The organism is Mycobacterium kubicae (genome assembly GCF_015689175.1).
GTDB lineage: Bacteria > Actinomycetota > Actinomycetes > Mycobacteriales > Mycobacteriaceae > Mycobacterium > Mycobacterium kubicae.
Genome location: NZ_CP065047.1, coordinates 4,111,848 through 4,137,733 on the forward strand (window position 1 = coordinate 4,111,848; position 25,886 = coordinate 4,137,733).

The 25,886-nt window shown below is 63.2% G+C and carries 18 protein-coding genes and 3 rRNA genes; 7 read left to right on the forward strand and 14 right to left on the reverse strand.

Translation table 11 applies throughout. From position 1 onward, the window contains the following. Window positions 1-136 precede the first annotated feature (136 nt). Window positions 137-2,239 carry an alpha-1,4-glucan--maltose-1-phosphate maltosyltransferase gene (locus I2456_RS19245; protein ID WP_085074845.1) on the forward strand — a complete coding sequence of 701 codons (2,103 nt, stop codon included), beginning with the start codon at window positions 137-139 and terminating at the stop codon, window positions 2,237-2,239. A gap of 6 nt (window positions 2,240-2,245) precedes the next feature. Next, complete coding sequence (gene glgB, locus I2456_RS19250; protein ID WP_085074846.1) at window positions 2,246-4,441, forward strand: 1,4-alpha-glucan branching protein GlgB; 2,196 nt, start codon at window positions 2,246-2,248, stop codon at window positions 4,439-4,441. 13 nt (window positions 4,442-4,454) lie between these two features. Here glgB and I2456_RS19255 read toward each other — a convergent pair whose 3' ends face one another. Further along, entirely contained in the window at window positions 4,455-5,384 is a 930-nt protein-coding gene (locus I2456_RS19255; protein WP_068032832.1) for a tetratricopeptide repeat protein, read from the reverse strand. Between the two features lie 142 nt (window positions 5,385-5,526). Then, complete coding sequence (locus I2456_RS19260; RefSeq protein WP_085074847.1) at window positions 5,527-6,720, reverse strand: acetyl-CoA C-acetyltransferase; 1,194 nt, start codon at window positions 6,718-6,720, stop codon at window positions 5,527-5,529. Between the two features lie 82 nt (window positions 6,721-6,802). Here I2456_RS19260 and mce point away from each other — a divergent pair, with 82 nt between their 5' ends. Further along, window positions 6,803-7,258, forward strand: coding sequence for a methylmalonyl-CoA epimerase (gene mce, locus I2456_RS19265; protein ID WP_068032836.1), 456 nt, complete (start codon window positions 6,803-6,805; stop codon window positions 7,256-7,258). Window positions 7,259-7,271: 13 nt separating this feature from the next. On the opposite strand, the gene I2456_RS19270 is transcribed toward mce, so the two are convergent. Further along, window positions 7,272-7,571 (reverse strand): hypothetical protein, encoded by a 300-nt coding sequence (locus I2456_RS19270; protein ID WP_085074848.1) that lies wholly within the window; start codon window positions 7,569-7,571, stop codon window positions 7,272-7,274. 23 nt (window positions 7,572-7,594) lie between these two features. Continuing rightward, entirely contained in the window at window positions 7,595-8,266 is a 672-nt protein-coding gene (gene nucS / locus I2456_RS19275) for an endonuclease NucS (RefSeq protein WP_085074849.1), read from the reverse strand. Between the two features lie 45 nt (window positions 8,267-8,311). On the opposite strand from nucS, the gene I2456_RS19280 reads away from it, so the two are divergent. The 3 genes from I2456_RS19280 (at window position 8,312) to I2456_RS19290 (ending at window position 11,998) form a co-directional block, all read left to right on the forward strand. Next, complete coding sequence (locus I2456_RS19280) at window positions 8,312-9,934, forward strand: adenylate/guanylate cyclase domain-containing protein (RefSeq protein ID WP_085074850.1); 1,623 nt, start codon at window positions 8,312-8,314, stop codon at window positions 9,932-9,934. Between the two features lie 67 nt (window positions 9,935-10,001). Further along, complete coding sequence (locus I2456_RS19285) at window positions 10,002-11,504, forward strand: DNA-3-methyladenine glycosylase 2 family protein (RefSeq protein ID WP_068163709.1); 1,503 nt, start codon at window positions 10,002-10,004, stop codon at window positions 11,502-11,504. After that, the gene (locus I2456_RS19290) at window positions 11,501-11,998 is read left to right on the forward strand and encodes a methylated-DNA--[protein]-cysteine S-methyltransferase (protein ID WP_085074851.1); all 498 of its coding nucleotides are present in this window, start codon (window positions 11,501-11,503) and stop codon (window positions 11,996-11,998) included. Before I2456_RS19285 ends, I2456_RS19290 begins: the two co-directional genes overlap by 4 nt. Window positions 11,999-12,051: 53 nt before the next feature. Here I2456_RS19290 and rrf read toward each other — a convergent pair. The 4 genes from rrf to murA all read right to left on the reverse strand — a co-directional run bounded on the left by rrf (window position 12,052) and on the right by murA (window position 18,892). After that, window positions 12,052-12,165, reverse strand: a 5S ribosomal RNA gene (gene rrf, locus I2456_RS19295). Between the two features lie 78 nt (window positions 12,166-12,243). Then, a 23S ribosomal RNA gene (locus I2456_RS19300) occupies window positions 12,244-15,352 on the reverse strand. A gap of 279 nt (window positions 15,353-15,631) precedes the next feature. Next, window positions 15,632-17,151 (reverse strand): 16S ribosomal RNA (locus I2456_RS19305). The 16S, 23S and 5S rRNA genes sit together here, the layout of an rRNA operon. A gap of 487 nt (window positions 17,152-17,638) precedes the next feature. Further along, window positions 17,639-18,892, reverse strand: a complete 1,254-nt coding sequence (murA, locus tag I2456_RS19310) for a UDP-N-acetylglucosamine 1-carboxyvinyltransferase (RefSeq protein WP_068032848.1) — start codon at window positions 18,890-18,892, stop codon at window positions 17,639-17,641. Between the two features lie 81 nt (window positions 18,893-18,973). Between murA and I2456_RS19315 the strand changes: the two genes are divergently transcribed. Further along, window positions 18,974-19,546, forward strand: coding sequence for a cob(I)yrinic acid a,c-diamide adenosyltransferase (locus tag I2456_RS19315; protein ID WP_085074852.1), 573 nt, complete (start codon window positions 18,974-18,976; stop codon window positions 19,544-19,546). Here the strand turns inward: I2456_RS19315 and I2456_RS19320 are convergent. From I2456_RS19320 to I2456_RS19345, 6 genes are read right to left on the reverse strand one after another with little or no spacing between them, the layout of a single operon-like run. Then, entirely contained in the window at window positions 19,543-19,986 is a 444-nt protein-coding gene (locus I2456_RS19320; RefSeq protein WP_068032853.1) for a DUF2550 domain-containing protein, read from the reverse strand. The two genes, I2456_RS19315 and I2456_RS19320, sit on opposite strands and share 4 nt — an antisense overlap. An 8-nt stretch (window positions 19,987-19,994) precedes the next feature. After that, window positions 19,995-20,360 (reverse strand): F0F1 ATP synthase subunit epsilon, encoded by a 366-nt coding sequence (locus I2456_RS19325; protein WP_068032855.1) that lies wholly within the window; start codon window positions 20,358-20,360, stop codon window positions 19,995-19,997. A 30-nt stretch (window positions 20,361-20,390) separates the two neighbouring features. Further along, window positions 20,391-21,845, reverse strand: a complete 1,455-nt coding sequence (gene atpD, locus I2456_RS19330; RefSeq protein ID WP_068032857.1) for a F0F1 ATP synthase subunit beta — start codon at window positions 21,843-21,845, stop codon at window positions 20,391-20,393. A gap of 21 nt (window positions 21,846-21,866) precedes the next feature. Next, window positions 21,867-22,793 carry a F0F1 ATP synthase subunit gamma gene (locus I2456_RS19335; protein WP_068032859.1) on the reverse strand — a complete coding sequence of 309 codons (927 nt, stop codon included), beginning with the start codon at window positions 22,791-22,793 and terminating at the stop codon, window positions 21,867-21,869. A 6-nt stretch (window positions 22,794-22,799) separates the two neighbouring features. Beyond that, window positions 22,800-24,497, reverse strand: coding sequence for a F0F1 ATP synthase subunit alpha (gene atpA / locus I2456_RS19340; protein ID WP_068032861.1), 1,698 nt, complete (start codon window positions 24,495-24,497; stop codon window positions 22,800-22,802). A gap of 43 nt (window positions 24,498-24,540) precedes the next feature. Next, window positions 24,541-25,884 carry a F0F1 ATP synthase subunit B/delta gene (locus tag I2456_RS19345; protein ID WP_085074853.1) on the reverse strand — a complete coding sequence of 448 codons (1,344 nt, stop codon included), beginning with the start codon at window positions 25,882-25,884 and terminating at the stop codon, window positions 24,541-24,543. Between the last annotated feature and the right edge of the window lie 2 nt (window positions 25,885-25,886).

The following is a 25,886-nucleotide window of genomic DNA, read 5'->3' on the forward strand; positions in this document are numbered from 1 at the left end:
GTGACAGCTTTGGCTGCCCGGGTGTGGTCCGACCCTAGGGTGGGTATGGCCGCAAAGAGACGAGCAGACAACGACACACGAAAACATCCCGAGACGGCGCTGTCCGGGGTAGTGAAAACCCAGGAACGGAGTATGTGTGCCCGGTCGTGTCGAGATCGATAACGTCCAGCCCGTCGTCTCCTGCGGCGCGTATCCCGCGAAAGCGGTGGTCGGCGAGGTTGTGCCGGTCAGCGCCGCGGTGTGGCGAGAAGGTCATGAGGCGGTTGCCGCGACGCTGGTCGTGCGCTACCTCGGCCCGCGATACCCGCAAGGTGCCGACGTCCGCCGAATCAAGGCGGTGCAGGCCCCGGAGGCGACCCGGACGGCCGCGACGGCGGGAGCCGGTGCGGTCGAAACGCAGCGGGTCAAACCGCAACTGTTGCCGATGACGATGGGCGATGAGCCGTATGTGTTTCACGGCTTTTTCACCCCGGACGCCGTCGGGTTGTGGACATTCCGAGTCGACGGCTGGGGTGACCCGATTCACAGTTGGCGTCACGGCCTGACGGCCAAGCTGGACGCCGGTCAGGGCGAGGCGGAGTTGTCGAACGACTTGCTGGTCGGCGCGGCGCTCTTCGAGCGGGCGGCCACCGGGGTGCCTCGCCAGCAGCGGCATCCGCTGTTGGAGACCGCGAAGGCGTTGCGCACGCCCGGCGACCCGACCACCCGCACGGCGCTGGCCCTGTCACCGGAGATCGAAGAACTGCTCGCCGTTTATCCGTTGCGGGATATCGTCACGCGCGGTGAACAGTACGGGGTGTGGGTCGATCGACCCGCGGCCCGGTTCGGTTCCTGGTATGAGTTCTTCCCGCGGTCGACCGGCGGCTGGGACGCCGATGGCAACCCGGTGCACGGCACCTTCGCCACCGCCACCGCGGCGTTGCCCCGCATCGCCGACATGGGATTCGACGTGGTGTACCTGCCGCCGATCCACCCGATCGGCAAGGTGCACCGCAAGGGCCGCAACAACAATCCGACGGCCGCGCCGGGAGACGTCGGGTCGCCGTGGGCAATCGGCAGTGACGAAGGTGGGCACGACGCCGTGCACCCCGACCTTGGCACCATCGACGATTTCGACAAGTTCGTCGCCGCGACCCGCGACCTGGGCATGGAAGTGGCCCTGGATCTGGCACTGCAGTGTGCACCGGATCACCCATGGGCCCGCGACCATCGCCAGTGGTTCACCGAATTGCCCGACGGGACAATCGCTTACGCGGAAAACCCGCCGAAGAAGTACCAGGACATCTATCCGCTGAACTTCGACAACGATCCCGCCGGGCTCTACGACGAAGTGCTCCGGGTGGTGCGCCACTGGATGGACCACGGCGTCAAGATCTTCCGCGTCGACAACCCGCACACCAAGCCACCGGACTTCTGGGCATGGTTGATCGGCCAAGTAAAAGCCATCGACCCCGACGTGTTGTTCCTCTCCGAGGCCTTCACCCCGCCCGCCCGCCAGTACGGGCTGGCCAAACTCGGCTTCACGCAGTCCTACAGTTATTTCACCTGGCGCACCGCCAAGTGGGAACTGACCGAGTTCGGCAACGACATCGCCGCGCTGGCCGACTTCCGCAGGCCGAATCTGTTCGTCAACACCCCGGACATCCTGCACGCGATACTGCAGCACAACGGTCCGGGCATGTTCGCCATCCGCGCCGTGCTGGCGGCGACCATGGGTCCGGCGTGGGGGGTGTACTCGGGTTACGAGCTGTTCGAACATCGCGCGGTGCGCGAAGGCAGCGAGGAGTACCTTGACTCCGAGAAGTACGAACTGCGTCCCCGCGACTTCGAGGGCGCACTGGCCGAGGGCCGCTCGTTGGAGCCGTTCATCAAGCGGCTCAACGAGATACGCCGGCTCCATCCGGCTCTGCAGCAGTTGCGCAACATCCACTTCCACACCATCGACAACGACGCGCTGCTGGCCTACAGCAAGTTCGATCCGACGACCGGTGACTGCGTGTTGGTGGTGGTGACGCTCAACGCCTTCGGGCCCGAGGAAGCAACGCTGTGGCTGGACATGGCCGCGCTGGGCATGGAGCCCTATGAACGGTTCTGGGTGCGTGATGAGTTGACCGGCGAGGAATACCAGTGGGGCCAGGGCAATTACGTGCGCCTTGACCCCGGGCGAGCCGTCGCTCACATCATCAACATGCCGCTGATACCGACCGAATCCCGACTCACGCTGCTGCGTAGGAGGTGAGGGTAGATGAGCCCGACCGATCAACTAGCCGAAATGCACCTGGCGCCGGAGCCCGGTGAGGTGGCGCGCCTGACCGCGGGTGCGCATCACAACCCGCACGGCATCCTGGGCGCCCACGAATACGGGGACCACACGGTCATCCGGGCGTTCCGTCCGCATGCGGCCAGCGTCGTCGCACTCGTCGGCGATCAGCAGTACCCGATGCAGCACATCGACTCCGGCCTGTTCGCCGTGGCGCTGCCCTTCGTCGACCTCATCGACTACCGACTGCAGGTGACCTACGAGGGCTCTGAGCCCTACACCGTCGCCGACGCGTACCGGTTCCTGCCCACCTTGGGTGAGGTCGACCTGCACCTGTTCGCCGAGGGCCGCCACGAGCGGCTCTGGGAGGTGCTCGGCGCCCACCCCCGCTCGTTCAAGACCGCCGACGGTGTGGTGAGCGGAGTTTCGTTCGCGGTGTGGGCACCGAATGCCAAGGGCGTCAGCCTGATCGGTGATTTCAACGGGTGGAACGGCACCGAATCGCCGATGCGGGTACTGGGGTCCTCGGGAGTGTGGGAGCTGTTCTGGCCCAACTTTCCGCCCAACGGCCTCTACAAGTTCCGGGTGCACGGCGCCGACGGCGTCATCTCGGACCGGGCCGACCCCTTCGCCTTCGCGACCGAGGTGCCGCCGCAGACGGCGTCGCGCGTGACGGTGAGCGAATACACCTGGAATGACGCCGACTGGCTGGAGCAGCGCGCCCAGCGCAATCCGGTGTTCGAGCCGATGAGCACCTACGAGGTGCACCTAGGCTCCTGGCGGCCGGGCCTGAGCTACCGCCAACTTGCCGATGAACTCACCGAATACGTTGTCTCCCAGGGCTTTACCCATGTCGAGCTGTTGCCCGTTGCCGAGCACCCCTTCGGGGGATCGTGGGGCTATCAGGTCACGTCGTACTATGCCCCCTCGGCCCGTTTCGGCACTCCTGACGAATTCCGGACGCTGGTCGACGCCCTGCACCAGGCCGGCATCGGTGTGATCGTGGACTGGGTGCCGGCGCACTTCCCGAAGGACGCCTGGGCCCTGGGTCGGTTCGACGGCACCCCGCTCTACGAGCACTCCGATCCCAAACGCGGTGAGCAGCTCGACTGGGGCACCTACGTTTTCGACTTCGGCCGGCCAGAGGTGCGAAACTTCCTGGTAGCCAATGCGTTGTACTGGCTCGAGCAATTCCACATCGACGGCCTGCGGGTGGATGCCGTGGCATCGATGTTGTACCTGGATTACTCGCGCCCGGAAGGCGGTTGGACGCCGAACATCTACGGCGGCCGGGAGAACCTCGAGGCCGTGCAGTTCCTGCAGGAGATGAATGCCACGGCACACAAAGCCGCGCCGGGCATCGTCACCATCGCCGAGGAATCGACGTCGTGGCCCGGGGTGACCCGGCCGACAAGCCTTGGCGGGCTAGGTTTTTCGATGAAGTGGAACATGGGTTGGATGCACGACACGCTCGACTACATGAGCCGCGACCCGATTCACCGCAGCTATCACCACGGTGGCATCACCTTCTCCATGCTGTACGCGTTCAGCGAAAACTATGTGCTGCCGATCAGCCACGACGAGGTGGTGCACGGCAAGGGCACGCTGTGGGGCCGGATGCCCGGCAGCAACCACACCAAGGCGGCGGGGCTGCGCAGTCTGCTCGCCTACCAATGGGCCCACCCGGGCAAGCAGTTGCTGTTCATGGGTCAAGAATTCGGACAGCGCGCCGAGTGGTCGGAAGAACGCGGCCTGGATTGGTGGCAACTCGACGAGCAGGGCTTCTCCAACGGCGTCCAGCGTCTGGTCCGTGACATCAACGAGATCTATCGCCAGCGCCCGGCGCTGTGGAGCCAGGACACCATTCCCGATGGTTATTCGTGGATCGACGCCAACGACTCCGCCAACAACGTCTTGAGCTTCCTGCGCTATGGCAGCGATGGCTCGGTGATGGCGTGCGTGTTCAACTTCTCCGGCGCCGAGCACAGCAACTACCGCCTGGGACTGCCGCAAGCCGGTCGCTGGCGCGAGGTGCTCAACACCGACGCGACCATCTACAACGGCGCCGGTATCGGCAACCTGGGTGGCGTGGAGGCCACCGAGGAACCCTGGCACGGGCGCCCAGCGTCGGCGGTGATGGTGCTTCCGCCCACCTCGGCGTTGTGGTTCGAGCCCGAGTAGCCCTTAGACCCGATCAGTACAGCGCGTTAGCCAGGTTGCGCCTACCGGCGACCACTTCGGGGTCGGCGGGGTCGAACAGCTCGAAGAGCTCGATCAGGCGGGTGCGCACCCGGGTGCGCTCGTCGCCGGATGTGCGCCGCACCAAGGCGGTCAGGCGCTCGAACGCCGCGGTGACGTCCTGCTGAAGGATCTGGACGTCGGCGGCCGCAAACGCGGCTTCGATGTCGCCTGGCGCTGCGTCGGCGACCGCAACGGCGTCGGGGCGCTGTGCGGTGGCACGCTGCAGGAAGTCGATCTGCCGGATGGCCGCCTTCGCTTCGACGCTGGCCGGGTCGGCGTCCAAGATGGCCTGGTACGACGCGCGCGCTGCGGCGAAGTCGCCGGCCTCGAGTTCCTGGCGTGCTTGCTGCAGCGCCGGGTCGGCCTCGGCGTCGTCGTCGGCACCCGCCGGGCCACGCAACTTGCCGGCCGTGGCCGACAACAGGGAGTCGACCCAGCGGCGCAACTGATCGGCCGGCTGCGGACCTTGAAAGCTCGAAATGGGTTGCGCCGCCGCCAGAGCCACCACGGTCGGGACGGCCTGCACACCGAAGATCTGGGCCACTCGCGGCGAGGAGTCGACATTCACCGACGCCAGCGACCACTTGCCGTTGTCTTCGGCTACAAGCCCGGTCAGCGTGTCCAGCAGGTCGACACACACGTCGCTGCGCGGTGACCACAGCAAGACAACGACGGGCACCTCGTCGGAGCGGGCTATCACCTGATCTTCGAAGTTGGCCTCGGTGACCTCAATGACTGGGGCGCCACCGGGCCCGACGGCTCCGGCGGGTGCCCCGCCGCCAGCGCCGCTTGCCGTAGCTTTCTGCTGAGCTCGTTGCTTGAGACCGGACAGGTCGACCGCACCAGCCAACGCCGGCCCGATCGGAGGTCGAGGACGCGTCACGTAACCAAGTCTGTCACGCCACGGCAGTCCGCGTTAACCCGCCCGAGGCCGGCTTCGGCAGCTCCAAGGTGTCAATATGAATAAAATCACAACGGCCGCTAGGGCCGCTCCTTCGCACGCTCCAGCAAACTTTTTCCGGTTGCTATCCCGCGCGCAGAATCAGCGCGTCACCCTGGCCACCGGCCCCGCACAGCGCCGCAACGCCGTAGCCCGATCCACGTCGCGCCAATTCAAGCGCCACATGCAGCGTGATCCGTGCACCGGACATCCCGATCGGGTGCCCGACCGCGATCGCACCGCCGTTGACATTCACGACCTCGGGATTCACGCCGAGTTCCTTGGTCGAGGCAAGCGCCACCGCGGCGAACGCCTCGTTGATTTCGATGACGTCCAGCTGGTCCACCGAGATGCCTTCGCGCTCAACCGCTTTCTTGATCGCGTTTGCCGGCTGCGATTGCAGCGTGGAGTCCGGTCCGGCGACCACGCCGTGCGCGCCGATTTCCACCAGCCACGTCAGCCCCATCTCCTGGGCCTTCTCCTTGCGCATCACCACGACCGCAGCCGCGCCGTCGGAGATCTGGGACGCCGAGCCGGCAGTGATGGTGCCGTCCTTGCGGAATGCCGGTTTCAGGCCGGCCAGTGAGTCGGCAGTCGTGTTGGCCCGGATGCCCTCATCCTCGGTGAATTGCAGAGGATCGCCTTTGCGCTGCGGGATGGTCACCGGCACGACTTCGTCGGTGAACACGCCGTCCTTCCATGCCGCAGCCGCTTTCTGGTGCGACCGGGCGGCGTATTCGTCTTGTTCCTGACGGGTGAATTGGTCTACGTCGTTGCGCTGCTCGGTCAGCGCGCCCATGGGCTGGTCGGTGAACACGTCGTGCAAACCGTCGTAGGCCATGTGGTCCAGGACGGTGACGTCGCCGTACTTGTAACCCGAGCGGCTGTCCATCAGCAGGTGCGGCGCTTTGGTCATCGACTCCTGGCCGCCGGCCACCACCACGTCGAACTCCCCGGCCCGGATGAGCTGGTCCGCAAGAGCGATGGCGTCGATCCCGGACAGACACATCTTGTTGATGGTCAGCGCGGGCACGTCCCAGCCGATGCCGGCCGCAACCGCCGCCTGACGCGCCGGCATCTGGCCCGCCCCGGCGGTCAGCACCTGGCCCATGATCACGTACTCGACCAGCGACGCCGGCGCCTCTTCGTTGGGGAACGCCTTCTCTAAAGCGCCTTTGATGGCGATCGCACCGAGATCACTGGCGCTGAAGTCCTTCAGCGAACCCATCAACTTGCCGATTGGAGTGCGAGCTCCAGCAACGATCACCGACGTCGTCATGACTACCTCCTAAGCGCACGGGCAGAGCTGATCCGGGCAACCCGGAGAAGCAAATTCTTTCCCTTGAGGTTACCGTTGTGAGATGACCACCGATCAAGTTGACGCCCGTCAGGTCCTGGCCACCACTTTGGTAACCGGGCTCGACCACGTCGGCATCGCCGTCGCCGACCTCGACGCCGCGATCGAGTGGTACCACGACCACCTCGGCATGATTCTGGTGCATGAGGAGGTCAACGACGACCAAGGCATCCGCGAGGCGATGCTGGCGGTCCCCGGTTCCACCGCACAGATTCAGCTGATGGCTCCGCTCGACGAGTCTTCGACGATCGCCAAGTTCCTCGACAAGCGAGGCCCCGGCATTCAGCAACTGGCGTGCCGCGTCAGCGACCTCGACGCCCTCTGTGAGCGCCTGCGCGCCCAGGGCGTGCGGCTGGTCTATGACGCCGCCCGTCGCGGTACGGCAAACTCGCGGATCAACTTCATCCACCCGAAAGACGGCGGTGGTGTGCTGATCGAATTGGTGGAACCGGCCGCCTGAGGCGGCAGTCTGGTCAAGACCACTTCCGGGTAGGGCCGCGATTGGCGCGGTTGGCCCAGCACGGCGTGTGCCAATGGCGCCGGTCCTCGGGTCCCGATTCTGGGCTGGGCTTCGCATCGGCGGGCCAGACCACCACATGCGCAGTCCCGGAACGGATTTCGTGATCACAGCCGGGGCAGCGATAGGTCTTGACGGCTCGGGCCGCAGCGACCGGGCTGACCTCGTACTCGTAACCGTCGGCCCCTAGCTCGATTCGGCGCGACACCGAGCGCAGCGACAACGGCCGGTGCTCCGATCGCCGCCGCCGAGCCATCTCTCCAGTCTAGTGACGCCGCTTCAGAACAGCCGGTACTCGTCGCTGTCCATCCCCCGCATCATGTCGTAATCCAATGTGAGACAACGGATACCGCGGTCAGTGGCCAGGGTACGGGCTTGCGGTTTGATCTGCTGTGCGGCGAACACCCCTTTCACCGGCGCCAGCACGCTGTCCCGGTTGAGCAATTCGAGATAGCGGGTGAGCTGCTCGACGCCGTCGATCTCACCGCGTCGCTTGATCTCCACGGCCACCGAGCCGCCGTTCTCGTCGCGGCACAACAGATCGACCGGCCCGATCGCGGTCATGTACTCGCGGCGGACCAGGGTGTAGCCGTCACCCAACAGCTGGACGTGCTCGGCGAGCAGCGCCTGCAGGTGGGCCTCCACGCCGTCCTTGACCAGCCCCGGATCCACTCCAAGATCGTGGCTGGAGTCGTGCTCGATCTCCTCGACGGTGATGCGCAACTGCTCGCCGGCCTTGTTGGTCACCACCCACACGGGCGCTTCACCGCTGGTTTCCTCGGTCAGCCAGCAAGGTGGACTCATCCAGTTGAGCGGCTTGTAGGCGCGGTCGTCGGCGTGGACGCTGACCGACCCGTCGGCTTTGAACAGCAATAGCCTGCGTGCGGAGGACAGGTGGGCGGTGAGCCGGCCGACGTAATCAACAGTGCATTGGGCGATTACTAGACGCACCCGACATACCTTAGAGCGTCTGCCACGAATTAGGCTGACGCCAGCATGTCACCCAAGAAGTCGGTCGCGCAGCGCTTGGGCCGGGTGCTCGAGGCGCTCACCCGGCAAAGCGGTCGGCCCGACACGCCTGCGTACGGGTCGTGGCTGTTGGGACGGGTCTCGGAAAGCCAGCACCGGCGCCGCATTCGGATCCAGACCATCCTGACGGCCTTCATCCTGGGCGCCAATCTCATCGGCATCGGTGTCGCGGTGCTGCTACTGACCCTGGCTTTTCCGTCGCCCAGTGTCTTCAGCGACGCGCCGCGGTGGATCACCTTCGGCGTCTCGCCGGCCTACATCGCCGTCGCGTTGGCACTGGGGACATTTTGGATCACCCGGCGCACGGTGACCGCTTTACGGTGGGCGATCGAAGAACGGAAGCCCAACGCAGCCGACGAACGCAACACGTTCCTGGCCCCGTTCTACTTGGCGGCCGGGGTGTTGACGCTGTGGGGCGTCGGGGCCGCGCTGCTCACGACGCTCTACGCGCAGGCCAACACCACCTTCATCCCGATCGTGGGCTTTGTGGTGAGCTTCTGCGGGATCTTGGTGTCCACCGCCTGCTACCTGTTCACCGAGTTCGCGCTGCGTCCGGTGGCCGCACAGGCGCTCGAGGCCGGACATGCGCCCCGACGGCTGGCGCCGGGGATCATGGGCCGGACGCTGACGGTGTGGCTGCTGGGCTCCGGTGTGCCGGTCCTGGGCATCGCGCTGACCGCGTTCTTCACGCTGACGCTGGGGAACCTGACCAAGACTCAGTTCGCGGTGGCGGTGCTGTTCTTGTCGAGCGCCACATTGATCTTCGGGTTCCTCCTGATGTGGATTCTCGCCTGGTTGATCGCCACGCCGGTGCGGGTGGTCCGGGCGGCGCTGCAGCGTGTCGAGAAGGGTGATCTGCGCGGCGATCTGGTGGTCTTCGACGGGACCGAACTCGGGGAATTGCAACGCGGCTTCAACGCGATGGTCTCCGGGTTGCGGGAGCGCGAACGCGTGCGGGACCTGTTCGGCCGCCACGTGGGACGTGAGGTCGCCTTGGCGGCCGAACGGGAGCGTCCGAAATTGGGCGGGGAAGAACGGCACGTGGCGGTGGTGTTCATCGACATCATCGGCTCCACGGAATTGGTGACCCGTCAACGTCCTGCTGAAGTCGTCAAGGTGCTCAACCGGTTCTTCACGGTCATCGTCGAAGAGGTCGACCGCCATTGCGGCCTGGTCAACAAGTTCGAAGGTGACGCCTCGTTGGCCATCTTCGGGGCCCCGAACCGGCTGGAGAAGCCGGAAGACGCGGCGCTGGGCGCCGCCCGCGCCATCGCCGACCGGCTCGCCAAGGAGATGACCGAATGCCAGGCCGGCATCGGCGTGGCCGCAGGTCAGGTGGTGGCCGGCAACGTCGGCGCCAAGGAGCGCTTCGAATACACGGTGATCGGCGAGCCGGTCAACGAAGCGGCCCGGCTCTGTGAGTTGGCGAAGAACTACGACGGCCGACTGCTCGCCTCCTCAGAGGCCCTGGACGGCGCCGGCGACGAAGAGCGTCAACGCTGGCGCCTGGGAGAAACCGTGACGCTGCGTGGTCACGAGGAACCCACCCGGCTGGCCTTGCCCGTGGAGCACGCCGAGCACATCGGCTGAGCGCCGCGAACACATTGATGTCGCTTTTCCGCCAGTCATGTCGTCGGGCAGGTGTAATTGTCGAAGGGTGTACGACGACTTCGAGCGCTGCTACCGAGCGGTTCAGGCCAAGGACGCCCGGTTCGACGGCTGGTTCGTGATCGCGGTCCTGACCACCCGCATCTACTGTCGGCCCAGTTGTCCAGTGCGGCCGCCCTTCGCCCGCAACGTACGGTTCCTGCCGACCGCAGCCGCCGCGCAGCGGGAGGGCTTCCGAGCGTGCAAACGCTGCCGGCCGGACGCGTCACCGGGCTCACCCGAATGGAATGTGCGGGGTGACGTCGTAGCCCGCGCCATGCGGCTCATCGCCGACGGAACGGTGGACCGCGACGGTGTGACCGGCCTGGCCGCCCACCTGGGCTACACCACACGCCAGTTGGAGCGGTTGCTGCAAGCCGAAGTTGGCGCCGGCCCCCTGGCCTTGGCGCGCGCGCAGCGCATGCAGACCGCGCGGGTGCTCATCGAGACCACCGACTTGCCGTTTGGCGATGTTGCCTTCGCGGCGGGCTTTTCCAGCATCCGCCAGTTCAACGACACCGTGCGACTGGTGTGCGACAGCACTCCCACGGCCCTGCGCAAACGAGCCACGACACGATTCGGATCCCACGGTGCGCATTCCCCGGGGACGCTGTCGTTGCGGTTGCCGGTGCGTGCGCCCTTCGCCTACGAGGGCCTGTTCGGTCACCTGGCCGCTAGCGCGGTGCCCGGCTGCGAAGAGGTCCGCGACGGCGCGTACCGACGCACGCTGCGGCTGGCTTCGGGCACCGGACTGGTCACGTTGACACCGGCCTCCGACCATGTGCGTTGCCTGCTGGTACTCGACGATCTGCGCGACCTCGCGGCCGCTACCGCCCGCTGCCGGCGATTGCTGGATCTCGACGCCGATCCCGAAGCGGTGGTCGAGGCGCTCAGCCGCGACCCCGACCTGGCGCCGGTAGTGGCCAAGGCGCCCGGGCAGCGCATTCCCCGGACCGTCGACGAGGCCGAACTCGCCGTGCGAGCAGTGCTGGGCCAGCAGGTGTCGACCAAGGCCGCCCGCACGCATGCGGCTCGCCTCGTCCTGGCCTACGGCCAGCCCGTGCGCGATCCCGCCGGCGGGCTGACCCACACCTTCCCCTCTGTCGAGCAGTTGGCCGAGATCGATCCGGTGCACCTCGCGGTGCCCAAGGCGCGACAGCGGACGTTGAGCGCGCTGGTCGGCGCCGTCGCCGACGGCACCGTCGAACTGCACCCCGGATGCGACTGGGACCGTGCGCGCAGTCAATTGCTTTTCTTGCCGGGCATCGGACCATGGACGGCAGAGGTGATCGCGATGCGTGGCCTCGGCGATCCGGACGCGTTCCCGGCCAGCGATCTCGGCCTCAAATCGGCGGCCGAACAGCTGGGCCTGCCGCCTAGCGAACGGGCATTGATCGAGCACAGCGCCCGCTGGCGACCGTGGCGCTCCTATGCCACCCAACACCTTTGGACCACCCTCGATCATCCGGTGAACCAATGGCCGCCACAGCAGCCATCGAAGGAGATTGCATGATCCACTTCCGCACGATCGACAGCCCCATCGGCCTACTTACCCTGGCCGGCCATGGTTCGGTTCTGACGAACCTACGAATGGTCGATCAGACCTATGAGCCCAGCCGCGCCGGCTGGACCCTCAAGGAGGACGCTTTTGCCGACGCGGTCGAACAACTGACCGCCTATTTCGCCGGTGAGCGCACAATCTTCGAGTTGGAGCTGGACCTGAAAGGAACGGACTTCCAGCAGCGAGTCTGGAAAGCGCTGATGACCATTCCATATGGAGAAACGCGATCGTACGGTCAGATTGCGCAACAAATCGGTGCGCCCGGTTCTGCGCGCGCGGTCGGTTTGGCCAACGGCCACAATCCCATTTCGATCATCGTGCCGTGCCATCGAGTAATCGGGGCAAGCGGAAAGTTGACCGGATACGGCGGCGGACTCGAGCGTAAACAAACGCTGCTCGACTTAGAGAAAAAGCGCGCGTCGACGACTCTGACGCTGTTCGATTGACGATCCCGGAAAATACAAAATCGCCCCCTTATGCAGGGGGCGATTTTGTGTATGTTCGGCGGTGTCCTACTTTTCCACCCGATCAGGGCAGTATCATCGGCGCTGACAGGCTTAGCTTCCGGGTTCGGGATGGGACCGGGCGTTTCCCTGTCGCTGTGACCGCCGTAACTCTATTTAAATGTATTGATGGGGGGTGTGGTGTCGCACGACAAATGTCGTGGGATCTGAATAGTGGTTGCGATATGTGTTGTAAGTTTTCGGCCGGTTAGTGCCAGTTCCCTGCACTCATTGCTGAGCTTCCAGGTCTGGCCTATCGATCCCGTGGTCTGCGGGGGGCCTTATCCCTCTAAAAGGGTGAGAAGCCTCATCTTGGAGAAGGTTTCCCGCTTAGATGCTTTCAGCGGTTATCCTGTCCGAACGTGGCTATCCAGCGGTGCCCCTGGTGGGACAACTGGTATACCAGAGGTTCGTCCGTCCCGGTCCTCTCGTACTAGGGACAGGTTTCCTCAAGCTTCTGACGCGCGCGGCGGATAGAGACCGAACTGTCTCACGACGTTCTAAACCCAGCTCGCGTGCCGCTTTAATGGGCGAACAGCCCAACCCTTGGGACCTGCTCCAGCCCCAGGATGCGACGAGCCGACATCGAGGTGCCAAACCATCCCGTCGATATGGACTCTTGGGGAAGATCAGCCTGTTATCCCCGGGGTACCTTTTATCCGTTGAGCGACACCCCTTCCACTCGGGGGTGCCGGATCACTAATCCCGACTTTCGTCCCTGCTTGACTTGTAAGTCTCGCAGTCAAGCTCCCTTGTGCATTTACACTCAACACCTGATTGCCGTCCAGGTTGAGGGAACCTTTGGGCGCCTCCGTTACATTTTAGGAGGCAACCGCCCCAGTTAAACTACCCACCAGGCACTGTCCGTGAACCGGATATACGGTTCGACGTTAGATGTCCAATACGATCAGAGTGGTATTTCAACAACGACTCCACTCGAACTGGCGTCCGAGTTTCACAGTCTCCCACCTATCCTACACAAACCGTACCGAACAGCAATACCAAGCTATAGTGAAGGTCCCGGGGTCTTTTCGTCCTGCCGCGCGTAACGAGCATCTTTACTCGTAGTGCAATTTCGCCGAGTCTATGGTTGAGACAGTTGAGAAGTCGTTACGCCATTCGTGCAGGTCGGAACTTACCCGACAAGGAATTTCGCTACCTTAGGATGGTTATAGTTACCACCGCCGTTTACTGGGGCTTAAATTCTCCGCTTCACCTTGCGGTTAACGGGTCCTCTTAACCTTCCAGCACCGGGCAGGCGTCAGTCCGTATACATCGTCTTGCGACTTCGCACGGACCTGTGTTTTTAGTAAACAGTCGCTTCTCACTGGTTTCTGCGACCGAATCCCGCTCCCACCGCAAGGGTGTTTACGATATTTCGGTCCCCCTTCTCCCGAAGTTACGGGGGTATTTTGCCGAGTTCCTTAACCATAGTTATCTCGTACGCCTTGGTATTCTCTACCTGACCACCTGTGTTGGTTTGGGGTACGGGCCGTGTGTGTGCTCGCTAGAGGCTTTTCTTGGCAGCAGAGGATGACCGAATTCGCCTCAATCGGCTATGCATCACCTCTCAGGAATGTGAGCGACGGATTTGCCTATCGCTCTCCCTACGGGCTTGCCCCAGTATTACCACTGACTGGTACGGCTGCCTTCCTGCGTCACCCCATCGCTTGACTACTACCAGCGAAGGTCCCACGCAGCCCCAGACCTTCACGCTCCCGAAGGAGAATGATCGATCCGGTTTTGGGTGGTTAGTACCGCTGATTCATCACGGGCGCCCACACACGGGTACGGGAATATCAACCCGTTGTCCATCGACTACGCCTGTCGGCCTCGCCTTAGGTCCCGACTCACCCTGGGCGGACTGGCCTGGCCCAGGAACCCTTGGTCTTTCGGCGGGCAAGGTTCTCACTTGCCTAATCGCTACTCATGCCTGCATTCTCACTCCCCCACCCTCCACCACCGGTCACCCGGAGGCTTCGCTGAGTGAGGGACGCTCCCCTACCCACATCCACATACGTGAATGTGCCGCGGCTTCGGCGGTGTGCTTGAGCCCCGCTACATTATCGGCGCACAATCACTTGACCAGTGAGCTATTACGCACTCTTTCAAGGGTGGCTGCTTCTAAGCCAACCTCCTGGTTGTCTCTGCGACTGCACATCCTTTTCCACTTAGCACACGCTTTGGGGCCTTAGCCGGCGATCTGGGCTGTTTCCCTTTCGACGTACGGAGCTTATCCCCCGCCGTCTCACTGCCACGCTTGACACCACGGCATTCGGAGTTTGGCTGACGTCAGTAACCTAGTAGGGCCCATCGGCCATCCAGTAGCTCTACCTCCGCGGTGAACCACGCAACGCTGCACCTAAATGCATTTCGGGGAGAACCAGCTATCACGGAGTTTGATTGGCCTTTCACCCCTACCCACAGCTCATCCCCTCAGTCTTCAACCTAAGTGGGTTCGGGCCTCCACGCGGTCTTACCCGCGCTTCACCCTGGCCATGGGTAGATCACTCCGCTTCGGGTCCAGAACATGCCACTACACCCCTTGCGGGGATACGCCCTATTCAGACTCGCTTTCGCTACGGCTACCCCACACGGGTTAACCTCGCGACATGTCCCTGACTCGCAGGCTCATTCTTCAAAAGGCACGCCATCACCCCACAAGGAGGCTCTGACGGATTGTAGGCACACGGTTTCAGGTACTCTTTCACTCCCCTCTCGGGGTACTTTTCACCATTCCCTCACGGTACTAATCCGCTATCGGTCATCGAGAAGTATTTAGGCTTACCGGGTGGTCCCGGCAGATTCACAGCAAATTCCACGGGCTCGCTGCTACTCGGGAGATTGATCCAGGCAGGTGCCGAGTTTTCGCGTACCGGGCTCTCACCGTCTATGGCAGACCATCCCAGGCCATTTCCGCTAACTACGACACTTTTTTACTGCCCCTCAGCCAGGTAGAGCTGAGAAGATCATTCCCACAACCCCGCACACACAACCCCTACCCGGTTACACATGCATGCGGTTTAGCCATTTTCCGCGTTCGCTCGCCACTACTAGCGGAATCACAATTGTTTTCTCTTCCTACGGGTACTGAGATGTTTCACTTCCCCGCGTTCCCCCCCGTACCCTATATATTCAGGTACGGGTAACACGACATCACTCGTGCTGGGTTTCCCCATTCGGAAATCCTCGGATCCACGCTCGGTTGACAGCTCCCCGAGGCATATCGCAGCCTCCCACGTCCTTCATCGGCTCTCGATGCCAAGGCATCCACCATGTGCCCTTAAACACTTACAAACACAAAAACCAAAGAATAAAAATTGCACAAAAGAACACGCCACCGTTGCCGGCAGCGCATCCAGTTGATGCTCGCAACCACTATCCAGTTCTCAAACACCACACCCCACCACCAAGATGGAGGGACAACACTTCGCGCTAGCGCCCGAGTGTTGTCTCAGGACCCAATAGTGTGTCTGGCTTGCTTGTTGTTGTGCACCCAGCTCTCGCCCACTACAGACGAGAACTCCGCACGGCTTGCACCCCACCAATTGGAGTGCTTTTCGTGGTGCTCCTTAGAAAGGAGGTGATCCAGCCGCACCTTCCGGTACGGCTACCTTGTTACGACTTCGTCCCAATCGCCGATCCCACCTTCGACAGCTCCCTCCCAAAGGGTTAGGCCACTGGCTTCGGGTGTTACCGACTTTCATGACGTGACGGGCGGTGTGTACAAGGCCCGGGAACGTATTCACCGCAGCGTTGCTGATCTGCGATTACTAGCGACTCCGACTTCACGGGGTCGAGTTGCAGACCCCGATCCGAACTGAGACCGGCTTTAAAAGGATTCGCTTAACCTCGCGGCATCGCAGCCCTTTGTACCGGCCATTGTAGCATGTGTGAAGCCCTGGACATAAGGGGCATGATGACTTGACGTCATCCCCACCTTCCTCCGAGTTGACCCCGGCAGTCTCTCACGAGTCCCCGGCATTACCCGCTGGCAACATGAGACAAGGGTTGCGCTCGTTGCGGGACTTAACCCAACATCTCACGACACGAGCTGACGACAGCCATGCACCACCTGCACACAGGCCACAAGGGAACGCCTATCTCTAGACGCGTCCTGTGCATGTCAAACCCAGGTAAGGTTCTTCGCGTTGCATCGAATTAATCCACATGCTCCGCCGCTTGTGCGGGCCCCCGTCAATTCCTTTGAGTTTTAGCCTTGCGGCCGTACTCCCCAGGCGGGGTACTTAATGCGTTAGCTACGGCACGGATCCCAAGGAAGGAAACCCACACCTAGTACCCACCGTTTACGGCGTGGACTACCAGGGTATCTAATCCTGTTCGCTCCCCACGCTTTCGCTCCTCAGCGTCAGTTACTGCCCAGAGACCCGCCTTCGCCACCGGTGTTCCTCCTGATATCTGCGCATTCCACCGCTACACCAGGAATTCCAGTCTCCCCTGCAGTACTCCAGTCTGCCCGTATCGCCCGCACGCCGAGGGTTAAGCCCCCGGTTTTCACGAACAACGCGACAAACCACCTACGAGCTCTTTACGCCCAGTAATTCCGGACAACGCTCGCACCCTACGTATTACCGCGGCTGCTGGCACGTAGTTGGCCGGTGCTTCTTCTGCAGGTACCGTCACTTGCGCTTCGTCCCTGCTGAAAGAGGTTTACAACCCGAAGGCCGTCATCCCCCACGCGGCGTCGCTGCATCAGGCTTGCGCCCATTGTGCAATATTCCCCACTGCTGCCTCCCGTAGGAGTCTGGGCCGTATCTCAGTCCCAGTGTGGCCGGACACCCTCTCAGGCCGGCTACCCGTCGTCGCCTTGGTAGGCCGTCACCCCACCAACAAGCTGATAGGCCGCGGGCCCATCCCACACCGCAAAAGCTTTCCACCATAAGACATGCATCTCATGGTCCTATCCGGTATTAGACCCAGTTTCCCAGGCTTATCCCGAAGTGCAGGGTAGATCACCCACGTGTTACTCACCCGTTCGCCACTCGAGTACCCCCGAAGGGGCCTTTCCGTTCGACTTGCATGTGTTAAGCACGCCGCCAGCGTTCGTCCTGAGCCAGGATCAAACTCTCCAAACAAAAACCCCTCGATAACGAGGTGAATTTACAATCAGAGAAAATCTGACCTAACAAAAGACACCAAAACTGGCATCTCAATAAATTGCGACTACACCCACACACGGGGGGTGTGAGATGTAGTCAAAAAAACAACAACAAACAAAACACCAAACACACTATTGAGTTCTCAAACAACACGCTTGCTTTTGTTTCGCCCCGCTTTGGGGCAACCCTGCCAGCTTAATATGAAACCGGCGTGGGAGTCAAGCCCCGGTTTTCGGTCTCCCTTGCGGGGTGACCGCGCCTGTCGGGCGTTGACACCAACATACACTCTCAAACCCTTGTGGCCCAACTTGATCCGGCTTCCGGAGAAGCGTGCCAGGTGGGAGAGGTAGCAGACCCGATTCGCAGAACCCGTAGCGGGTTCGGCGCGCCGCCGAGAACAGCGACGACAAGCTACTCAACGGCATGCTCGCGCGGCTTGTTCCCGGTGCGCGGGCCTGGGCTGCTAGCTGACTCTTTCGATCTCAGCGCCGAGGCTGGCCAGGTTCTCCACGAACAACGGATAACCGCGATCGATGTGAAAGACGTCGTGCACTTCGGTGTCACCATCGGCGACCAGTCCCGCCAGGACCAAACCGGCGCCGGCCCGGATGTCCGAGCACCACACGGGAGCGCTCGACAGCTGAGGAAGGCCCCGCACCACGGCGTGGTGACCGTCGGTGCGCGCGTCGGCCCCGAGGCGGATCATCTCTTCGACAAACCGGAAGCGTGCCTCGAACACGTTCTCGGTGATCATCGACATACCGTCGGCGATGGACGCCAGGGCGATGGCCATCGGCTGCAGGTCGGTCGGGAAGCCCGGGAACGGCAGTGTGGCCACGTTGACGGCCTTCGGCCGTTCGTACTGGGCCACTCGGAAGCTGGTGTCGGTCTGCGTCACGGTGGCGCCCGCGTCGTGCAACTTGTGCAGGACCAGTTGCAGATGCGCCGGGTCCACGCCGGTCACCGTGATGTCCCCGCGGGTCATCGCGGCGGCGATACCCCAGGTGGCGGCCACGATCCGGTCGCCGATGACGCGGTGTTCGGTCGGATGCAGCCGCGGCACACCGGTGATGGTCATCGTCGGCGAACCCGCACCTTCGACTTGGGCGCCCATCTGGTTGAGCATCGTGCAGAGGTCGACGACGTCGGGCTCTCGCGCGGCGTTGTGGATGGTGGTGACGCCCTCGGCCACCACGGCTGCCATCAAGATGTTCTCTGTGGCCCCCACGGACGGAAACTCCAGCTGAATCTCCGCGCCCCGCAAGGTCTCTGCTTGAGCGACCACACAGCCGTGCTCGATGTTGCATTGCGCACCCAGCTGACGCAGCCCCGCTTGGTGCATGTCCAGTGGCCGCGATCCGATGGCGTCTCCGCCGGGAAGCGCGACCTTGGCCCGTTTGCACCGGCCCACCAGAGGCCCCAGCACGCAGACCGATGCGCGGAACTGTCGCACGGCGGCGAAATCGGCGTCGTACTTGGGTTCGTCCGGCGAGGTGATGCGTGCGACATCACCGTCGAGTTCGACGGTGGCGCCCAAACCGCGGAGCACCTCCGCCATCAGCGGCACATCCAGGATGTCGGGGCAGTTGGTGATGGTGCTGGTGCCTTCGGCCAATAAGGTCGCGGCCATCAGTTTCAGCACGCTGTTTTTGGCGCCCCCAACAGCGACTTCGCCCGACAACCGGTTGCCACCGGTCACCACGAAACGCTCCGCCACCTGCGTCAGTCTAGTGAAGCCGGTTGGGGTTGTCAGTCAGCCAACGCCCAACGAGACCACCTGCGCCGGTACCGTTTCCTCATGGCGATCCACCTGACCCGCATCTATACCCGCACCGGCGACGACGGCAGCACGGGATTGAGCGATTTCTCACGGGTGTCGAAGACCGATGCCCGCCTGGTGGCCTACGCAGATTGTGACGAAGCCAATGCCGCCATCGGGGTGGCCGTCGCCGTCGGGCAGCCCGCCGAGAATGTGGCCGAGGTGTTGCGGCAGATTCAAAACGACTTGTTCGACGCCGGCGCCGATCTCTCCACACCGCTGGTGGAAAACCCTCCGCATCCTCCACTGCGGATCACTCAGCCTTATATCGACCGGCTCGAAGGTTGGTGTGATTTCTTCAACGAGGACCTGCCCGCACTGAAATCGTTTGTGTTGCCGGGTGGTTCGCCGCTTTCCGCGCTGCTGCATGTCGCCCGCACCGTGGTCCGGCGCGCCGAGCGGTCGGCGTGGGCCGCGGTCGAGAGCCATCCAGAATCAGTGAGCGTGCTGCCGGCGAAATACTTGAACCGGCTGTCGGATCTACTGTTCATCCTGACACGGGTCGCCAATCCGCAGGGCGATGTGCTCTGGCGACCCGGCGGCGGCCGCTAGACGCTGCGGCGACGGGCGCGCGGCGACGGGCGTGACTCCAACCAGGACTGGAAGGCCGTCAAAGCGCCTCGGTCCAAAGCGATTTCGTAGCCCGACCGGCGTTCCTGCGTCGAATCACGAAGTTCCAGCACGACGATCTCGTCGGTCATGATGTCAAACTCGTCACCCCGCGGCGCGCGCTTGGCGACGACCTCTGCACCTCGTCTGCTGAGCCGTCGATCCGGCCATAGCCGCAGACTCGACAGCCGATAAAACGCCGCCTCGCCGCCGCGATACCGGATGACGCCGTGGCGCCAACCGTGACCGCCGACGGCGGGCAAGTCCCGCATGATCGCCGCCGTTCCGCCCTGACGCAGTTTCCACAATCGATAGCTCAGGGCGAGGACGGCCATCCCCAACACGACGATGAGCACGGCCATGCCGACCACGGGCGCGCTCATCGACGGAGTCAGTCGATCGCGCCGACGGCGCGCAATCTGCCGCGCCCCCGGGCGGCAACTTTGGGGTCGTCGGACTCGGAATCCTGCCGGGCGGCGCTCTCGTCGATCTCCGACTCGAACTCGGCGGCTTCCGCGAGGATGATGACACCCTCCTCGGTCACCGACATGAAGCCGCCCTCGATCGCGACGCGCAGCGTGTCGTCACCTTCTCGCTCCACGCGGACCATGGCGTCATCCACCAACTGCGCTACCAGCGGAATGTGGTGGGGCAGTACGCCGATTTCGCCGGCGGTGGTGCGGGTGAAGACGAATGTCGCCTCGCCCGACCAGATCTTGCGGTCGACGGCAACAATCTCGACGTTCATATCCGCCATGTCACACCACCTTTCGACTGCGCAAGACGCCTACAGCTTCGCGCCGAGGCTCTCGGCCTTCTTGGCCAAGTCGTCCAGACCACCGATCAGGAAGAACGCCTGCTCGGGCACGTGGTCGAACTCGCCCTTGGTCAACCGATCGAAGGCCTCGATGGTCTCCTTCAACGGCACCGTCGATCCCGGCTGACCGGTGAACTGCTCGGCCGCCATCATGTTCTGCGACAGGAACCGCTCGATGCGGCGGGCCCGCTGCACGAGCTGCTTGTCCTCTTCGGACAACTCATCGATACCAAGAATGGCGATGATGTCCTGGAGGTCCTTGTAGCGCTGCAGGATTCGGATGACCTCCTGGGCCACTGCGTAGTGCTCGTCGCCCACGACGCCGGGGTCGAGGATGGTCGAGCTGGACGCCAGCGGATCCACGGCGGGAAAGATGCCCTTGGAGAACACGTTTCGGGACAGTTCCGTGGTCGCGTCGAGGTGCGCGAACGTGGTGGCCGGTGCCGGGTCGGTGTAGTCGTCGGCGGGCACGTAGACAGCCTGCATCGAGGTAATCGACTTGCCTCGGGTGGAGGTGATGCGCTCCTGCAGTTCACCCATCTCGTCGGCCAGCGTGGGCTGGTAACCCACGGCCGAGGGCATCCGACCCAGCAGCGTCGACACCTCCGAGCCGGCCTGGGTGAACCGGAAGATGTTGTCGATGAACAACAACACGTCCTGGCCCGCCTCGTCACGGAACCACTCGGCCATGGTCAGCGCCGACAGCGCGACCCGCATACGGGTGCCGGGCGGCTCATCCATCTGACCGAACACCAGCGCGGTGTCCTTGAGCACGTCGGCTTCCTGCAGTTCGACCCACAGGTCGTTGCCCTCACGGGTGCGCTCACCCACACCGGCGAAAACCGAAGTACCACCGAAGTTGCGGGCGATACGGTTGATCATCTCCTGAATCAACACCGTCTTGCCCACGCCGGCGCCACCGAACAGGGCGATCTTGCCGCCACGCACGTACGGCGTCAGCAAGTCGACCACCTTGAGCCCGGTCTCGAGCATCTCGGTCCGGGGCTCCAGGTCTTCGAAGGACGGCGGCTTACGGTGAATCGACCAGTGGTCGAAGTCATCCCCGTAGCCCTCTTTGTCCAGGCAATGACCCAAGGCGTTGAACACGTGACCCTTGACGCCCTCGCCCACCGGCACCGCGATCGACTCGCCGGTATCGATGACCTCTACGCCGCGCACCAGACCGTCGGTGGGCTGCATGGAGATGGTCCGCACCAGGTTGTCACCCAGGTGCTGAGCCACCTCCAAGGTGAGGGTCTTGGCGAGCGACTCGAAGCCGATCTTGGCGTGGCAGGCGTTGAACAACTCGGGGATCGAACCCCGTGGGAACTCCACGTCGACGACCGGACCGGTGATGCGAACCACGCGCCCGTTGGTGTCGGACTTCTTGGTCGAGTTTTCCGTCTTTTCGTCTGTTGCAGTCATTTCTTTCGCTTCCTCGTAGGTCTACTGAGCGGCGTCCGCGAGCGCGTTTGCGCCACCGACGATCTCGCTGATCTCTTGGGTGATCTGGGCCTGCCGCTCCCGGTTTGCCTGCAGGGTCAGGTCCTTGATGAGGTCGTCGGCATTGTCGGTGGCCGACTTCATCGCACGTTGGCGCGAGGCCAATTCCGAGGCCGCCGACTCGAGCAGCGCGGCGTATACGCGGGTGGTCAGATACCGCGGCAGCAGCGCCTCGAACAGCGCCGTCGCACCCGGCTCGAATGAGTACAACGTGTGTACGTCGGTGTCCTCCTCCTCGACGTACTCCACCACGAGCGGAGCGATCCGGTGTGCCACCGCAGACTGCGACATCATCGACTTGAACTCGGAATAGACGATGTGCAGTTCGTCGACGCCCTGTACATCGCTATCCGACTGCTCGTCGTCATCGTCACCGGCGCCCTTCATGAAGGCGTCGACCAACGTCGACCCGATTTCCGAGGCGTTCTCGTACTTGGGTTGTTCGGAGAAACCCGACCACGACTCCACGATGTCCCAGTTGCGGAACGAGAAGTAGTTCTGCGCTTTGCGGCCCACCGTGAACAACACCGGCTCTTTGCCTTCCTCCCTCAGCAGGGAGAACAGCTCCTCGGCACGCCGGAACATGCTGGAGTTGTACGCGCCGCACAAGCCACGATCGGAGGAGACCACCAGGACGCCGGCCCGCTGGGGATTGCTCCGCTCGACGAGCAACGGGTGGTCCAACGCGGCTTCGGCGGACAACGTAGTGAGCATCGCGGTGATCTGAAAGGCGTACGGCCGTGCGGCTTCCAGCCGAGCCTGCGCCTTTCCGATGCGCGACGTCGCAATCAGCTCCTGCGCCTTGGTGATCTTTTTGATCGATCCGGCCGAACGGATGCGACCGCGCAGTTCACGAAGTGTGGCAGCCATCGTTAGCTACTTCTTGTCCTTCTTGTTGTCTTTCTTGTCCTTCTTTTCGCTGGACTCCTGCTGGTCCTTGGGCTTGTCCTTCTTGACTTGCACCGACTCTTTCTCGAGATCTTCTTCGTCCATGGCCTCGACATGCTCGTCGGGCACGACGGACTCACCACTGGAAGAGGCGAAGCCTTCCTTGAAGTGCTGGATGGTCTCGACGAGTTGTTTTTCGTTCTCCTCGCTCAGCTTTCCGCTCTTGCCGATCTCCTGGAGCAGCTTCTCCTTCGAGGCCCGGATGTGGTCGAGCAGTTCGGACTCGAAACGCCGGACGTCTTCGACGGGGACGGAGTCCAGGTGACCGCCGGTGCCGAGGAAGATCGAGACGACCTGCTCCTCCACCGGCAGCGGCTGATACTGCGGCTGCTTGAGCAACTCCACCAGACGCTCACCGCGAGCCAACTGCTTCTTGGATGTCTCGTCCAGGTCGGAAGCGAAGGCGGCGAACGACTCCAGCTCGCGATATTGGGACAGATCCAGACGCAGGGAACCTGCCACTTCCTTCATGGCCTTGATCTGCGCCGCACCGCCGACTCGCGACACCGAGGCACCCACGTTGATGGCCGGCCGCACACCCTGGTTGAACAGGTCGCTCTCCAGGAAGCACTGCCCGTCGGTGATCGAGATGACGTTGGTCGGAATGTACGCCGAGATGTCGTTCGCTTTGGTCTCGATGACCGGCAGGCCGGTCAGCGAACCGCCACCCAGATCGTCGGAAAGCTTCGCGCAGCGCTCCAACAGCCGGGAGTGCAGGTAGAACACATCGCCCGGGAACGCCTCACGGCCGGGCGGGCGGCGCAGCAGCAGCGAGATGGCGCGGTAGGCGTCGGCGTGCTTGGTCAGGTCGTCGAAGACGATCAGGACGTGCTTGCCCTCGTACATCCAGTGCTGGGCAATCGCCGAACCGGTGTACGGCGCAAGCCATTTGAAGCCCGCGGAATCCGAAGCGGGGGCTGCGACGATGGTGGTGTAGTCCATCGCGCCGCCCTCTTCGAGCGCCTGGCGCACGGCGGCGATCGTGGTGCCCTTCTGCCCGATGGCCACGTATACGCAGCGCACCTGCTTTTTCTCGTCGCCGCTCTCCCAGTTCTGCCGCTGGTTGAGGATCGTGTCGACGCACACCGCGGTCTTGCCGGTCTTGCGGTCACCGATGATGAGCTGGCGCTGCCCCCGGCCGATAGGGGTCATGGCGTCGACGGCCTTGATGCCGGTCTGCAGCGGTTCCTTCACGCCTTGGCGCTGCACCACTGACGGGGCCTGCAGCTCCAGGGCACGGCGGCTGCCGGTTTCGATGTCACCGCCGCCGTCGATGGGGTGGCCCAGGGGGTCGACCACCCGGCCCAGGTAGCCGTCACCGACCGGAACCGAGAGCACCTCGCCGGTGCGCTTCACTTGCTGGCCCTCTTCGAGTTGCTCGAAATCACCCAGAATGACGGCGCCGATGCTGTGTTCGTCGAGGTTGAGGGCGACACCGAGGACACCGCCGGTGAACTCGAGCAGCTCCTGGGTCATCACCGAGGGCAATCCCTCGACGTGCGCAATACCGTCACCCGCGTCGACGATGGTGCCGACTTCCTCCCGGGCGGAGTCAGACGTGAAGGAATCTACGTACTCTTCGATCGCGCTCTGAATGTCGTCAGCGGAGATTGTCAACTCAGCCATAGCTTTTCGTCTTCCTACTTCGTTTTGTGCTGATCAGATTGTGTTAGTCGGGCAGTTGAGCCTCGGCAGCGGCCAATCGAGATGAGAGCGAGCCGTCGATCACCTCGTCACCCACCGAAATCATCAGCCCACCGAGCAGGTCTGGATTGATCTGGAGTTGCACGGCCACCGGGTGTCCGTAGATGCGGCTCAGCACCTCACTAACCCGATCGCGCTGGGCATCGCTGAGTTCAGCCGCGGCCGTGACTTGCGCGACGACTTCCCCGCGTCGTGCCACAGCTACTTCGGCCAAGAACTGCACGGCTTCGTCGGCGGGCTGCTGACCTCTCAACAGCTCGATCGTTTGAGACAACAGCGCACGCGTAACCGGGTTGACGCTGTCGCCGGCATTTTCGAGGACGTTGTGCAGCAAGCTCACTCGACCCTCGGCCGGCGTCGAGTGATCCCCCAGCAGGATGGCAAGCCGCGGCTGGGAGTCAACAATGCGGGAGAACCGGAAAAGCTGGTCCTCGACCTCGTCGACCTTGTCGTTGCGTGAGGCGACCTCCAGCAGCGCTTGGCGCGACACATGTTCGATCGCGTCGACCAGGTCGGAGTTGGCCGACCAGCGCTGCGAAACGGCTGCCCGCAGCACCTCGAGCGTGGGGTCAGCGACCTTGTCGGATACCAACCGCTCGAGCAACTTGACCCGTGGTCCCGAATCTTCGGAAGGGACGGTGAGATAACGGGTTACAACGACTTCACGGTCCAGGATTTTGGCCACCGACACCAGCTCATCGGCGAGTTTGGTCAGGCCGTCGTCATCGAGATCCTTGGCTATGGTGTCGAATCGATCGACCAATTCGCCCAATGCCAGCCGACTGGCCGAACGCATCTTGGCCAGCACCGGATACTCGACTTGCACCGCCTCGGGCGCCATCTCGTCAAGCTCGTCGAGGAAGCGATCAACGGTGGCCGACCGCTGCTCCTCGTCGGCTACGTAGTTGGTGATCAATTCCCTTGCCTGACGGACCGATTCGTGGCCGAGCTCCAAGCGCAGCTGACGGATCAGCTGCACCCGCAACAGCTCGACCTGGCGCGATCCCTGCTGTTGGATGCGTTGCGCGTCGGCTTCGGCCTGGGTCTGCATCTGCTCGGCAATGCGTTCGGCATCGGCCTTGGCCTCTTCGACGACGCGCTCGGCTTCCTTCTTGGCCTGCTCCACCGCCTGGCTGTGCGCGGTGGTCGACTGCTCGAGCCGCTTGGCAGCCTGCTGGGACTCTTCCAGTTCCTTGCGGACCGTCTCTTGGCGATCGGCCATCATCCGGCGCACCGGCGGTACGACGTAGCGCCAGACCAGAAACACGATGGCCGCGAACCCCACCAGCTGTCCGATAAATGTCGACATTG